The sequence below is a fragment of the Streptomyces sp. V3I8 genome, assembly GCF_030817535.1.
Classification (GTDB): Bacteria; Actinomycetota; Actinomycetes; order Streptomycetales; family Streptomycetaceae; genus Streptomyces.
This window is the reverse complement of the sequence record NZ_JAUSZL010000002.1, coordinates 3,424,885-3,437,968: the sequence shown is the minus strand read 5'-3', so window position 1 is coordinate 3,437,968 and position 13,084 is coordinate 3,424,885. Positions and strand designations below refer to the sequence as shown.

Genomic DNA, 13,084 nt, shown 5'->3' with positions numbered 1-13,084 from the left:
CCGGTTGTGGAGCCCGGACCGGACCGGGCTCGCGGCGGCTTGACGCGTTCACGTGGGGTTGCAATTGCGGGGGTGACGCGCCGGGTCCGGGCCACGCAGCACCATGTGACGATGGCGTGCACGGGGTGAGGAGCAAACGTGTTGAGACGCAACTCGTTCCGACTGCCCCGGCACCCGGCGTCCGTCGGGCTCGCGCGGCGCCGGGTCCGTGACCACCTCTCGGACTGGGGGCACAGTGCGGGGGAGCAGGCGTTCGAGGACGTGGTGCTGCTCGTGTCCGAACTCGCGACGAACGCGGTGCGGCACGCGCCGCTGCTGGAGCGGGAGTTCGAGGTCGCGGTGACCACGCTGGCGGACGGGTCCTGCCTCATAGAGGTCTCCGACGAGAGCCCGGCGCAGCCGCGGCTGCGGCCGGTCCGGCGCGCGGACGAGGAGTCCGGGCGGGGCCTGCGGCTGGTCGAGAGCCTCACGACGGCGTGGGGCGTGTGGAGCCGGGGCCGGAACGGCAAGACGATCTGGGCCCTGGTCCCGGCCCCGACCGTGCCGTGACCGCACGGCCTGGCCCCCGGCCGCGGACGCGCTGTGACGTGGCGCCCCGGCGGGGGCCGTTCGCGCAGTTCCCCGCGCCCCTGAGGGGCCCTGGCCTGGGGTGCATTGTGACGTGGCGCCCCGGTGGGGGTTGATCGCGCAGTTCCCCGCGCCCCTGAGGGGGTTCCGGCCCGTGGGTGCGTTGTGGTGTGGCGCTCCGGTGGGGGTTGTTCGCGTAGTTCCCCGCGCCCCTGATGGGGCGGGTTCGGGTGCAGCCCGGCTGGTTTAGGGGCGCGGGGAACTGCGCGGCAAGCCCCCACCGGCCCGCAGCCGTGAAGCCACCGGTCGTGTCCCTCCTGGCCGAGGGAGGGGCCAGGAACTCACCCCCCGCACAGCCCGGAGGGCAGTGTGACCGTCACCGCCAGCCCCGCCCCCGGCGCCGTCCGCACCGTCACCTCACCCCCGTGCGCCACGGCCACCCCCTGCACGATCGCCATCCCCAGCCCGCTCCCCGCACCCCCGCCCGCCCGGAAGAACCGGTCGAAGACGCGCGCGGCGTCCTCCTCCGCCAGCCCCGGCCCCTCGTCCGCGACGCACACCCGCACCACCCCGCCGACCCGCTCCAGCCCAAGGGCGACAGCGACATCCGCGGGCGTGTGCGTCCGCACGTTCGCCACGAGATTCCCCAGCACCTGCCGCAGCCCCGACTCGTCGGCCCGTACGAGCAGCGCCCCCTCGGCGCTGACCGTCACCGGCCGCCCGGGCTGCTGCGCCCGCAGATCCTCGGCCGCGTCCCGCACCAGCCGGGCCAGGTCGACGTTGCGGAACCGCAGCTCGGGCCGCTGGTCCAGCCGCGCCAGGGTCAGCAGTTCGTCGACCAGCCGCCCCATCCGGTCGGCCTCCCCGGTCATCCGGTCCCAGGCCCGCTTGCGCTCGGCGGGCTCCCGCAGCATGCCCTTGTCGTACAGCTGGAGGTAGCCGCGTATCGCGGACAGCGGCGTACGCAGCTCGTGCGAGGCGTCCGCGACGAACCGCCGCAGCTGCGCCGCGCTCCGCTCCCGCGTGCGGTACGCCGACTCGACCTGGTGGAGCATCGAGTTGAGGGCGAGCCGCAACTGCTCGACCTCCTGAGTCGGATGGTGGCTGGACGGCACCCGCCGCGCCAGGTCCCCCTCCGCGATGGCCGACGACGTCTCCACCATGTCCTCCAGCGGCCGCATCCGCCGGCTCACACTGAGCGTCGTCAGCACGGCGAGCAGCGCCAGCAGCAGCACCCCGAAGAACAGGTCGAGCTTGAGGGCCTTGGCCATGCCCTTGTGCAGCGCGTCGGTCGACCCGGCGACCAGCACGACCGTGCCGTCGGCGAGCGAGACACCGACGACCCGGAACGCCGAACCGTCCACCGTCACCTCCCGCGGGTCCGCGTCACCGGTGAGCCCCTGCGGATCGCCCACCGCGGCGGCGAGCGCACGCTGGTTCGGGGTCGGCACGAGGGCCCGGAACGTGAGGGGCTCGCCCTTCGCGTCGACCACCGCGAAGAGGGTGTCCGCGTTCGGCGGGCCGAGCGCCTCCGGCACCTTCCCGTCGCGGATGAACGCCAGCGCGCTCAGCGAGTCGATCTGCCGCGCGGTCAGCTGCGTCCCCTGGAAGGAGTCCCGCGTCCTGAACAGTTCCGAGTCGATCTGGTCGAGCAGGTAGTACCGCATGCCCATCAGGCTCACCGCCGTCGCCATGACGATGCCGAGCGCCAGCAGCACCACGTTGGCCAGGGCCAGCTGGCCGCGCAGCGAGTGGACGCCGTGGCTGTGGCCGTGCCAGAGCCGGCGGATCATGCGAGTCCGTATCCGACGCCGCGCCGCGTCGTGATCACCGGGGCGCCGAGGGCGTCGAGCTTGCGCCGCAGATAGCTGATGTACGTCTCCACGACGGTCGACTCCGCCGGATGCTCGTACTGCCAGACGTGCCGCAGGAGCTGCTCCTTGGACACGATCCGCCCGCCGTTGCGCACGAGGAAGCGCAGCAGGGCGTACTCGGTGGGGGTGAGCTCGACCGTACGGCCCGCGCGGTGCACCGAGTAGGTCGTCTCGTCCAGCTCCAGGTCGCCGTAGCGCAGCGGCGGCCGCTCGGGCAGGACGTCGGCCGGGCGGGTGCGGCGCAGGACGGCGGTGATGCGGGCGATCACCTCGTCGATGTTGAACGGCTTGGTGATGTAGTCGTCGCCGAAGGCGAGCGCGCCGACGACCTCCGTGGGCGCGTCCCGCGCGGTCAGGAACACCAGGGCCAGATCGGGCTGTCGGACGCGCAGTTCACGGCCGAGCGCCCGGCCGTCGCCGTCCGGGAGCATCACGTCGAGGAGGGCCGCGTCCGGGCGCGTGCGCTCGGCCAGCGTCAGCGCCTGGCGGACGGTGCCGGCCGTCATCACCTCGAAGCGGTGGAAGCGCAGGGCGATCGTCAGGACGTCCGCGATGCTCGGCTCGTCCTCGACGACCAGCACGGTCGCCCCCTCGTGAGCGGTCATGCCCCCAGTATCGGCGCGGGCACCGGCAACGGGACCGGCCCGCCCTTTGGAGTTCCTTGTGAGTCATGGCCGGAACATGTCCACGGGCCCGCGCCGGCCCGATGCTGAGCCGCAGGACCCGGGGGAACCGACCGATCGACAACTGACGGACGAATAAGGGGCGTTGAGGCGTGACGACATTGGCACGGTGGTGCTACCGGCACCGGCTGGTGGTCCTGATCCTGTGGGTGGGGGCGTTGCTGGGGCTGGGCTTCACGGGTTCTGCCGCCGGCACGAACTACGTGGACACCTTCTCCCTTCCGAACACGGACTCCACACGCGCGTACGACCTGATGGAGAAGGCCTTCCCGGAGCGGTCGGGCGACACCGACACGGTGGTGTGGAAGGTCGACGACGGGACGGTGCGGGACGCGTCCGTACGCTCCCGGATCGAGCCCGCGCTCAAGGAGATCGGGCGCATGAAGGGCGTCGGCGAGGTCAGCAGCCCGTACGCCGGCCGGGGGGCCGCGCAGATCAGCGAGGACGGGCGGATCGCGTACGCCCAGGTCACCTTCAAGGAGCAGGCCAACGGCGTGCCGAAGGCGCTCGTCGAGGACGTCGTCGACACGGCGCAGGACGCCGAACGCGCCGGTCTCCAGGTGGAACTGGGCGGTCAGGCGATCACCCGGACCCAGGAACCGCCCACCGGCATCGCCGAGACGGTCGGCATCCTGGCCGCCGCGGTCGTGCTCTTCCTCGCCTTCGGCTCGCTCTACGCGATGCTGCTGCCCCTCGTCGTCGCGATCGCCGCGCTCGGCACCGGCCTGATGGCGACCGCGCTGCTCAGCCATGTCACCGACGTACCCGAGGTGGCGCCGCTGCTCGGCTCGCTGATCGGCCTGGGCGTCGGCATCGACTACGCCCTGTTCATCGTGACGCGGCACCGCCGGGGCATCCTGCGCGGCATGAAGCCCGAGGAGTCGGCCGTCACGGCCCTCAACACCTCGGGCCGCGCCGTGCTGTTCGCCGGCGGCACCGTGTGCATCGCGCTCGCCGGGATGCTGGTGATGAACATGCGCTTCCTGGACGGCGTGGTCGTCGCGACCTCGCTGACGGTGGTGCTGAGCGTGCTCGCCGCCACCACGCTGCTGCCCGCGCTCCTCGGAATGCTCGGCATGCGCGTGCTCAGCCGCAGGCAGCGCCGCCGGCTCGCCGCCGCGGGACCGGAGCCGGCGGAGGCGAGCGGACCGGCCGCGCGCTGGTCCGTCCTCGTGCAGAAGCGGCCGCGGGCCATCGCCGCCGGAGCCCTGCTCGTGATGACGGTGCTCGCGCTGCCCGTCCTGTCGATCCGCCTCGGCGCCACCGACCAGGGCAACCACCAGGACTCCACGACCACCCGGCAGGCGTACGACCTGCTGGCCGAGGGCTTCGGGCCCGGCTTCAACGGCCCGCTCCAGGTGGTCGTGGACGGCGGCGACGCGGACGCGCTCGTCTCGACGATCCGTTCGACCGACGGGGTCGCCCAGGTCGCCGCCGCGCCGCCCGCCCGGGGCATCACGGTCATCCAGGTCGTGCCCACCACGTCACCGCAGTCCGAGCGGACGGACCAGCTGATCGACCGGCTGCGCGACGACGTGATCCCGCAGTCCGGGGCGACGGCCCACGTGGGCGGGGTGACCGCCGTCTTCAAGGACTTCGCGGCCGTCACGGGGGACCGGCTGCCCTACTTCGTCGCGGCGATCATCTCGCTCGGCTTCCTGCTGCTGATGGTGGCCTTCCGCTCGCTCGTGGTGCCGCTGACGGCCGCCCTGATGAACCTGATCGCGGCAGCCGCGTCCTTCGGGGTGCTCGTCGCCATCTTCCAGTGGGGCTGGGGCACGGAACTCCTCGGCGTCGGCAAGGAAGGGCCCATCACCGCCTTCCTGCCGGTCATCATGCTGTCGCTGCTCTTCGGACTCTCGATGGACTACCAGGTGTTCCTGGTGAGCCGTATGCACGAGGAGTGGGTGCACACCAAGGACAACGCGCGCGCGGTGCGGGTCGGCCTCGCCGAGACCAGCCGGGTCATCAACTGCGCGGCCCTGATCATGATCTGCGTGTTCTCCGCGTTCGTGCTCAGCGGTGACATGGAGGGCGCGATGGCGGGCATCGGGCTCGCGGCGGCGGTCGCGCTGGACGCGTTCATCCTGCGTACGGCACTGGTGCCGGCCGCGATGCACCTGCTCGGCAACTCCAACTGGTGGCTGCCCGCCGGCCTGGAGAAGCGCCTTCCGCACCTGGCGGTGGAGCCCCGCGAGGAGACCGCTGCCGAGCCCCCCGCGGACGTGGCCGCCGACGGCGGCGGTTCCACCGTCATCCACGGCTTCGTCCGCACCCCGGACGGCGCGCCCGTCGAGGGCGCCGCGCTGACCCTGCTCTCCGAGGGCGGCCGCCAACTCGACCGGGTGACGTCCCTGGCCGACGGCTCGTACATCGTCTCGGTCCCGTCCCCGGGCCCGTACCTGCTGGCCGTGACGGCCGAGGAGCACCCGTCCCGGGCCCGCCACGTGCTGGTCGGCGCGGAACCGCTGGTGTACGACGTGGAGCTGGCGGAGGACGAGGTGGACGCGGTGAACTGACCGCGCGCCGCACCGCGAAGGTGCTACTTGCGCTTCGCGGACTTCCTGGTGGGGTCGGGCAGTGCGTTCGTCATCCCCGGCAGGAAGTCCGTGAACAGTCCGTGCACCTCGCGGACCAGCGGCCGCAGGACGCGGAAGCGGGCCAGCGAGACACCGAGCGAGGTGAGGCGGGCGCCGCGCTCGGCGAGGCGGTAGCTGCGCTCGCGGCCTTCCGTGCGGTCGAAGATCCAGTACAGGACCAGGCCCATCTGGGAGAGCCACAGCAGCTCGGGCAGCACCTCCCGCAGTTCCTCCGGGATCTTCGCCTTCGAACCGCTGAGCACCTCGCGGCAGACGCCGATGGCCTCCAGGCGCGCGTGCTCCGACTCCGCCGAGAACGGGCTGAGCGGGCTGTCCGGATCGGCGGCGTTCTTGAAGAACTGCACCGCGAACTCGTGGTACGGCGTCGCCACGTCCAGCCACGCCTTCAGGATCCCGGCGATCCGCGCCTCGAGGTCCTTCTCGTGGTCCAGGATCTCGCGGACCGCCTCCTGGTGCTCGGTGGCGACCCGGTCGTAGAAGCCCTGGATCAGGTGCTCCTTGCCGGCGAAGTAGTAGTACGCGTTGCCGACGGAGACCCCGGCCTCCTTGGCGATGGCCCGCATCGTCGTCTTCTCGTAGCCCCGCTCCCGGAACAGGCGCATCGCCGTCTCCAGGATCAGGGCCCGGGTCTGCTCGCTCTTGGCGGGCGTACGCGCGGAGCCGGAGCCCTCGGACGGTGCGGAGCCCTCGGGCACCGCGGGGCCCTCGGACGCTGCGGGGCCCTCGGGCGTCGCGGGGCCGTCCGGGTCGGAGGCGCTGTCTTTCGCTGCTGCTGGCACGGGACAGAGCCTAACGAGGCGGACAGGTGCCGCCGTCGCAGGCGGGCGGGTGGTAGGTCCAGCCCACGGTCCGGTCGTACGACCATCCGTCGGAGCCGGCGTACGTACTGCCGCCCCAGGCACCCTCCCGGCGGGCCCGCTGTCCCTCGCGCCACTTGGCGGCGGCGAGCACCGCGCCCCGCGCGAGGCGGGCCCCGGCCGGGGTACTGAGGCGGTGGGCCGTCGGGCGGTGGTCGGCGAGCGCCCACAGGGTGACGACCCAGGCGGCGCCGCCCCGGTAGACCTGGCCGGCGTCACCGACCACGGTGATCTCCTCCAGCGTGGCGGCGTGGTCGAGCCCGGGGAAGCGGCGCCCGGCCTCCTCCGACCCGGCGGCCACCAGCTCCAGGGGCACCAACTGGCGCTGCCGTACGAGCCAGTCGCGCAGGAAGGTGCAGAGCGGGCACCGCGCGTCGTACAGGACGGTGAGCCCGCGGACCGGGACGCGCGCGGCGTCCCGGCCCGGGCCTGCGGCGGTGGTCACCGCGGTCACACTCCGGCCGTCGGCGCGACCCAGCCCTGCGGCGGTACGGGCGGCTGCTGCTCGCGGTCCATGACGCCGCGGCGCCGGATCTTGTTGAGGACGTACACGTTGCCCAGGTGCATGGCGCCGAGCACCAGCAGCACCACACCGAGCTTGGTCGACAGGGCCTCGAACACCCCGCGGGCGTCGGCGATCTCGTCGTCCTGGTTCAGGTAGAGCGCCACGAAGCCGAGGTTCACCAGGTAGAAGCCGACCACCAGGAGGTGGTTGACGGCGTCCGCGAGCTTCTCGTTCCCGTGCAGCACATCGGCCAGGAAGATCCGCCCGTTGTGGCTGAGAGTCCGTGCCACCCAGACCGTCAGCGCGACGCTGATCAGCAGGTATATGACATACGCGACGACCGTGAGGTCCATGTCCCCACCCTTTCCCGATTTCTTGAACGCGTTCAAAACGCGCTGTCGAGAGAGAATGTAGACCTGTTTTTGAACACGTTCAAGTCGCGTGCGGAGGGTGTGGGTGTGACGTGCGGCTCAGCCGGTGCGGGCCAGCTCCGGCCGCTTGGTGTAGTCCGTGAAGCCGATGACGTTGCCCCAGGGGTCGGCGACCTCGACGGTCCAGCCGGTGGCCACGGAGAGGGGTGCGTCGAGGGGGCGGACGCCTGCCGCCGCGAGGGTGTCGGCCTTCTCCCTGGCGTCCCGCACCTCGAGCCACACCCGGGGCGTGGCCCAGGCCGGCGGCCGGTGCCCGAGCTCCTCCTCCAGGCGCAGCAGCACCCCGGGCGTCTCCTTGCCGACCTTCAGGACGGCGATCCCGGCCTCGTCGAGCCGGAACCCGACGACGAATCCGGCCCGCCGGTAGAAGTCCACGGCCTCGTCGAGGTTGCCGACGGGCAGGAGGACGTTGTCGAAGCCGAGCAGTTCGTACGACTCATCGTCTGACATGTCGTCAGATTAAGTCCCCGGGCGGGAGTGATGGGGGAAGCGGCGGGGAAGGCGGCGCGACGGTCACCCGTGTGGCGGCTTCCGCCTCGGTCACTCGTTCGGCTGAGCCGGTCGTCGTTGCCCCTGGGTACGCTGAACCCACAGGCGAGACTCCGTCCTATGGGAGCGACGATGAGCGCCGCATTCGAGAACGGGCTCGACGACGAGTCGGCGTACCGCTGGCCGATCCCGCCCCCCGAGGGCTGGACCGCGGACGACCTCGACCGGATTCCGGGCCTCCCGCCCCATACGGAGCTGATCGACGGGAGCCTCGTCTTCATGAGTCCGCGGACTCGATTCCACTCGCGCACAATGCGCCTGCTGGACAACGCCCTCCTGGACCAGGCGCCGGATCACCTGGACGTCGATCGGGAGATGACGATCAGGCTGGATGTGAAAAACCGGCCGGAGCCGGACATCCTGGTCCATGTGGCGGCGGCGGTGACCGGGCCGGATCAGACCTGCTACCGACCGGAGGACGTCCTCCTGGCGGTCGAGGTCGTCTCGCCCGACTCCCGTGAACGGGACCGCGAGGTCAAGCCCCGCAAATACGCGGCGGCCGGGGTGCCGCACTTCTGGCGGGTCGAGAAGGACGACGACAAGGGCTTCCCCGTCGTCTACGTCTACGAACTGGACCCTGCCACGCATGCGTACGGCCTCACCGGCATCTTCCACGACCGCCTCAAGGTGACGGCACCCTTCGACATCGAGATCGACCTGACGACGGTCGACCGACGTTCGGGCGCGTCGGGGGCGCGGCACACGGCTGACCGGGCCGCGGTCTGGCCAGGCGGCCACCGTGCTCAGGCGTCCGGCTTGTCGCCTGCCGCGGATATGCCGTGACGTGTGGCTGTCAGGAGGGCCGCGAGACCGGTGGTACGCAGGGTAAGGACCGCGGCGGGGTCGTCGGACTCGCGGAGGCGGAGGGTTCCGTCGGGGGCGGTGGCGAGTTCGAGGCAGTTGCTGGCCTCACTGCTGAACGAGGATTTCTGCCAGTGGAGTTCGGTCATGGCGGGCCTTTCACGCATCAGCGATGAGTCTGTGGATGAAGTCGCGGGATTTTGCGGCGTCCAGTGAGAGCTGCTCCATGCGGCTCATGATTGTTCGGTATTTCTCCAGCTGGGCGTCCGCGTGCAGGAACTCGGATCCGTGTTCTGTGTCCAGTTGCACGGTGTCCAGTTGTGGGTGCGGCCCTTCGGCGATGACCACCGTCTGGCCGGCTCCCGGGAAGATGCCTGCTGAGAAGGGGAGCGCGAGAACGGTTACGTCTTCACGCTCACTCATCTGCACGATGTGCGCCAACTGTTCGCGCATGACCTTCGAGCCCCCGAACCGCATGCGCAGGGCTGCCTCGTGGATGATCCCGGTGTACTGCGTCGGCTTGTCGCCGTAAAGGATCCCCTGACGCTTGATGCGGTGGGACAGGCGGTGCTCGATCATCGGGGGCGGCAGGGTCGGCACGTTCTGCTGGAAGACCAGACGGGCGTAGTCCGCAGTCTGGAGCAGGCCGGGCAGGTGGGTGAACTGAACCGTGCGCAGTGCCGTGGCGTGCTCCTCCATCTCCGACAGGTCCAGCAGGACCGGTGGGAGCAGATCCCGGTAATCGTCCCACCAGTTGCGGGAGCGTCCGCCCGTCATCGCCGCGAGCGCGTCGATGTAGGGCTCATCGGAACATTCGTACCCGTGGGCGAATGCTCGAACACGATCCGCGCTGACCCCGAACCGCCCGGACTCGATGTTGCTGATCCGGGCCGGATCGATGCCCAGTTTCTGTCCTGCCTCGCGGGAGTTGAGACCGGCGCGCTCGCGTAGTTTGCGCAGCTCGGCGCCCAGGCGCTGTTGCCTGACGGTTGCTGTGGCCCTTGGCGGCATCGCCATTCACTCCAAGAAGTTGCCGTGTTCGGTAGCAGCATTGTATTCATCTGCTCTACCTTGAGTATCCGATGGATCACCCAAGGTGACTGCGGGATTCAGGAAGCGCACCGTACCCACGACAGAGCCACCACCCGCATCACCCGACCTCACCCACCAACCCCTTCCTCACGCAGAGGAGTTACGGTCATGACCGAACTCGCCCTGAAACACCTCTCCGAGTCCCCGCTCGACGGCGACTGGGAGTACGCCCTCCGCATCCCCCACTCGCCCTTCGGACCTGGCATCGTCCGGGCCCACGTGCGGGCCGTGCTCAGCCGCCACCGGGCGAACCCCGCTGTTCTCGACAACGCGCAGCTCGTCGCCTCGGAGCTGGTCACCAACTCCCTCGCGTGTACGCGGGATTCCGTCGCCGTACGACTCGTACGGACCGACGGGCGGCTGCGGCTGAGCGTGTGGGACAGCAGTCCGTATCCGCCACCCCACTGGCCGGGACCCGCGGCTGCGCCGGAACCCGACGCCGAGAGCGGGCGCGGGCTCATGCTGGCGCGGGCCTGCGCCGACGACTGGGGGCACTACCTCCTGGTCAACGGCCGTCGCAACGGCGGCGGCAAGGAGGTCTGGGCGGAGTGGCGTACCCCGGGCGCATAGCCCCCGGCCGCAGGGCGGGGTGTCACGTCCGTTCCGTCGGCGGGGTCTGTTCCCGGTACCGTGTCCGACCCGGTCTCAGGTCGCGGTGGAGGAACCATGCCGTACCTCCTACGACCGCCCCGCAGGCCGTGGGCACGAGCAGCCACGGCAGGCCCGTCCATACGGTGGCCAGCCCCACGGCGACACAGGCGACCCCTGTGACGATGAGCAGCAACTTGCCGTACGGGCGCCAGGTGAAGAGGCCGGGGTCGCGCGGCCTGACCAGGCGCACCGCGCCGAACACCAGCGCCAGCGCCGCCAGCAGCCCCGCGAACGTGCCGATGGCGGCCGGCATCTGGGGCTCGTCGCGAGGCGCGTCGGAGGAGCTCTGCCGAGCGTTCCCCGCGGCGACCACCACGACGGCACCGCGCCAGACGGTACCGGTGACCCGGTCTTCCCGCTGAAGCCCGCTCAGCACGGGACCCGAGTCGCCGAACGGCACGACCACGGTGGGGAAGGGCTCCGGGCCGGTCAGGGTCGCCCGCATCCTCTTGGGAGTGCTTCGGGTGCTCTTCACGGTGAACGCGATCTGCCGCAGGCAGTCCTGCGACCTCGGTGGCACCGCACGGACGGGGCAGGCCCCGGCCCCCTGGTACTCCCGGTACAGGGCGCGGTCCTCGGGCAACCAGACGGCGAAAACGAAGGAGCAGGCCAGGGCGGCGGCCAGGGACAGGATGATCAGCGCGGCACCCGCCGGCCGGCCGCGCGCGGTCCCCGGCAGGGGCGACGAGGGTCTGTCCGTCCTTCGTGCGGTGCCGCCTCTCGTCGTGGACATCGCTTGTCCTTCTCCCTCGCCGTTCGCCCCGCGAATCCGAAGGGCACCAGTCCATCCGGGCGCGACGGAACGGACAAGGAGATCAACCGGCAGCGGAGGTCGCCCGTTCTTGCTCCGTCCGGGCAACGGGCCGCAGGAGACGCGCTTGTCCGCCCGGCCGGACCGGCTTCTCTGTCATGGGGTTTCTGCTGCAAGATGACCTGACTTGATTTCTATCCGTTCGCCTTCCCCTCCCCAGGAGCAGTCACCGTGAGCGAGCAACCGTCGCAGCCGCCGCAGCCCCCGAACCAGCCGCCCGGTTACGGCTATCCGAACTCCGGGGCCACGCCGCCCGGTTACGGCTATCCGAGCCCCGGCGCCACTCCGCCCGGGGGCACTGCGCCCAGTGACGCGAACCCGTACGCGACCGGTCAGCCCGGTTCCGGTCCGCAGCCGGGGCAGGGACCGGGGCAGCCGTACGGGTATCCGCAGGGCGGGTACCAGCAGCCCGGTGGTTATCCGCCGCCCGGCGGGTACCCTCCGCCCGGGGCCGGGGGCTACCCGCCGCCCGGCGCGTTCCCGCCCGGTGCCTACACCGGCGACCCCAACGCCCCGTACGGCTACGACCCTTACGGGCGCCCGTACTCGGACAAGTCGAAGATCATCGCGGGTGTGCTGCAGCTCGTGCTGGGCGGCCTCGGCGTCGGGCGGTTCTACATCGGCAGTGTCGGGATCGGGCTCGCGCAGCTCTTCACCTGCGGCGGGCTGGGGATCTGGGCACTGATCGACGGGATCATGCTGCTGACCGGCCACAACGCCACGGACGCCCAGGGCAGGCCCCTGCGTGGCTGAGCCGGGCCCCGCGGGTGCGGTGCGCAGGAACGCGTTGCGGCACCCGGCGGCGGCACCCCTCGCGGTGCTCGTCGCCGGGAGCGTCGGCGCGGCGTACCTCTACCGCACCGACCCGCACGAATCCGGACACCTCCTGCCCGCATGCCCGTTCCGCTTCCTCACCGGTCTGCTCTGCCCGGCCTGCGGCGGCACCCGCATGACGTACGACCTGATGCACGGCAGGTTCTCCGCCGCCTGGCTCGACAACCGGGCGCTGCTGCTCGTCGCGCCGTTCGCCCTCGCGCTGCTCGCGCGCTGGATGGTGGAGGGCCTGCGCGGACGCCACTGGCGTCCCGAACTCAGCCCGCGTGCCCAGGTGTTGGTGCTGGGGCTGGCGGTCGTGTGGACCGTGGTCCGCAATATCAGGGGCTGACTTCCGGCATACTTGATCACGGGATGGGAACGATAAAAGGTTTACCCTCCCCATACCCCCACGCCGCTCCGTACGCTCACACGGCACAGGGGGGACGGCGTGCGCGCGGTCACGTGATGACGTGATCCGTGGCAGGCCGCTGCACGGGTTCCTCCTGGAGTCTCTCCGGGGCGGTCCGCTCCGGTCTCATTCAGCAACCAGGAGCACGTCTCATGACCGTCCCCACTCCCGCCACCCCGTACGGTGTCGACCCGCAGGGCCGCCCCTACTCCGACAAGTCGAAGATCGTCGCGGGCATCCTGCAGATCTTCCTCGGCTCGCTCGGCATCGGCCGCTTCTACGTCGGCTCCGTCGGCGTGGGTGTCGCGCAGCTCCTGACCTGCGGTGGTCTGGGCATCTGGGCGCTCGTCGACGGCATCCTGTTCCTCACCAGCAACGACCGCACCGACAAGCAGGGCCGTGTGCTGCGCGGCTGACATCTGCCGCGTGACGTGCGAG

At 71.1% G+C, this 13,084-nt stretch carries 15 protein-coding genes and 1 pseudogene; 7 read left to right on the top strand and 9 right to left on the bottom strand.

The features are described 5' to 3' along the window. Positions 1-138 precede the first annotated feature (138 nt). Complete coding sequence (locus QFZ75_RS15025) at positions 139-549, top strand: ATP-binding protein (protein ID WP_307537279.1); 411 nt, start codon at positions 139-141, stop codon at positions 547-549. Positions 550-908: 359 nt separating this feature from the next. Here QFZ75_RS15025 and QFZ75_RS15020 read toward each other — a convergent pair whose 3' ends face one another. Both QFZ75_RS15020 and QFZ75_RS15015 read right to left on the bottom strand, forming a co-directional pair. Continuing rightward, positions 909-2,360: a HAMP domain-containing sensor histidine kinase gene (locus tag QFZ75_RS15020; protein ID WP_307537276.1), complete on the bottom strand. Its 1,452-nt coding sequence runs from the start codon at positions 2,358-2,360 to the stop codon at positions 909-911. Further along, positions 2,357-3,046: a response regulator transcription factor gene (locus QFZ75_RS15015; RefSeq protein WP_307537274.1), complete on the bottom strand. Its 690-nt coding sequence runs from the start codon at positions 3,044-3,046 to the stop codon at positions 2,357-2,359. Before QFZ75_RS15015 ends, QFZ75_RS15020 begins: the two co-directional genes overlap by 4 nt. A 179-nt stretch (positions 3,047-3,225) precedes the next feature. Between QFZ75_RS15015 and QFZ75_RS15010 the strand changes: the two genes are divergently transcribed. Next, on the top strand, positions 3,226-5,643 hold the full coding sequence (locus tag QFZ75_RS15010; RefSeq protein WP_307544492.1) for an MMPL family transporter: 2,418 nt from the start codon (positions 3,226-3,228) through the stop codon (positions 5,641-5,643). 23 nt (positions 5,644-5,666) lie between these two features. On the opposite strand, the gene QFZ75_RS15005 is transcribed toward QFZ75_RS15010, so the two are convergent. The 4 genes from QFZ75_RS15005 to QFZ75_RS14990 form a co-directional block, all read right to left on the bottom strand. Continuing rightward, a complete protein-coding gene (locus tag QFZ75_RS15005) occupies positions 5,667-6,419 on the bottom strand; it encodes a TetR/AcrR family transcriptional regulator (RefSeq protein ID WP_307544489.1) in 753 nt (250 codons plus the stop codon). Between the two features lie 94 nt (positions 6,420-6,513). Continuing rightward, entirely contained in the window at positions 6,514-7,035 is a 522-nt protein-coding gene (locus QFZ75_RS15000) for a thiol-disulfide oxidoreductase DCC family protein (protein WP_307537272.1), read from the bottom strand. Continuing rightward, positions 7,032-7,439 carry a hypothetical protein gene (locus QFZ75_RS14995; RefSeq protein ID WP_307537270.1) on the bottom strand — a complete coding sequence of 136 codons (408 nt, stop codon included), beginning with the start codon at positions 7,437-7,439 and terminating at the stop codon, positions 7,032-7,034. Before QFZ75_RS14995 ends, QFZ75_RS15000 begins: the two co-directional genes overlap by 4 nt. A 117-nt stretch (positions 7,440-7,556) precedes the next feature. Next, positions 7,557-7,967, bottom strand: coding sequence for a VOC family protein (locus QFZ75_RS14990; RefSeq protein ID WP_307537268.1), 411 nt, complete (start codon positions 7,965-7,967; stop codon positions 7,557-7,559). 171 nt (positions 7,968-8,138) lie between these two features. On the opposite strand from QFZ75_RS14990, the pseudogene QFZ75_RS14985 reads away from it, so the two are divergent. Beyond that, a pseudogene (locus QFZ75_RS14985) lies at positions 8,139-8,744 on the top strand (Uma2 family endonuclease); the annotation flags it as partial. 65 nt (positions 8,745-8,809) lie between these two features. Here the strand turns inward: QFZ75_RS14985 and QFZ75_RS14980 are convergent. After that, positions 8,810-9,034, bottom strand: a complete 225-nt coding sequence (locus QFZ75_RS14980; RefSeq protein ID WP_307537266.1) for a DUF397 domain-containing protein — start codon at positions 9,032-9,034, stop codon at positions 8,810-8,812. Beyond that, the gene (locus QFZ75_RS14975) at positions 9,027-9,878 is read right to left on the bottom strand and encodes a helix-turn-helix transcriptional regulator (RefSeq protein ID WP_307544486.1); all 852 of its coding nucleotides are present in this window, start codon (positions 9,876-9,878) and stop codon (positions 9,027-9,029) included. Before QFZ75_RS14975 ends, QFZ75_RS14980 begins: the two co-directional genes overlap by 8 nt. 189 nt (positions 9,879-10,067) lie before the next feature. Here QFZ75_RS14975 and QFZ75_RS14970 point away from each other — a divergent pair, with 189 nt between their 5' ends. Next, positions 10,068-10,529 carry an ATP-binding protein gene (locus QFZ75_RS14970; protein ID WP_307537265.1) on the top strand — a complete coding sequence of 154 codons (462 nt, stop codon included), beginning with the start codon at positions 10,068-10,070 and terminating at the stop codon, positions 10,527-10,529. Between the two features lie 22 nt (positions 10,530-10,551). Here QFZ75_RS14970 and QFZ75_RS14965 read toward each other — a convergent pair whose 3' ends face one another. Then, on the bottom strand, positions 10,552-11,343 hold the full coding sequence (locus QFZ75_RS14965) for a hypothetical protein (protein WP_307537264.1): 792 nt from the start codon (positions 11,341-11,343) through the stop codon (positions 10,552-10,554). A 249-nt stretch (positions 11,344-11,592) separates the two neighbouring features. On the opposite strand from QFZ75_RS14965, the gene QFZ75_RS14960 reads away from it, so the two are divergent. The 3 genes from QFZ75_RS14960 (at position 11,593) to QFZ75_RS14950 (ending at position 13,062) form a co-directional block, all read left to right on the top strand. Then, complete coding sequence (locus QFZ75_RS14960; RefSeq protein WP_307537262.1) at positions 11,593-12,174, top strand: TM2 domain-containing protein; 582 nt, start codon at positions 11,593-11,595, stop codon at positions 12,172-12,174. After that, positions 12,167-12,586 carry a DUF2752 domain-containing protein gene (locus QFZ75_RS14955; RefSeq protein ID WP_307537260.1) on the top strand — a complete coding sequence of 140 codons (420 nt, stop codon included), beginning with the start codon at positions 12,167-12,169 and terminating at the stop codon, positions 12,584-12,586. Before QFZ75_RS14960 ends, QFZ75_RS14955 begins: the two co-directional genes overlap by 8 nt. 212 nt (positions 12,587-12,798) lie before the next feature. Then, a complete protein-coding gene (locus QFZ75_RS14950) occupies positions 12,799-13,062 on the top strand; it encodes a TM2 domain-containing protein (protein ID WP_307537259.1) in 264 nt (87 codons plus the stop codon). Positions 13,063-13,084: the final 22 nt, after the last annotated feature.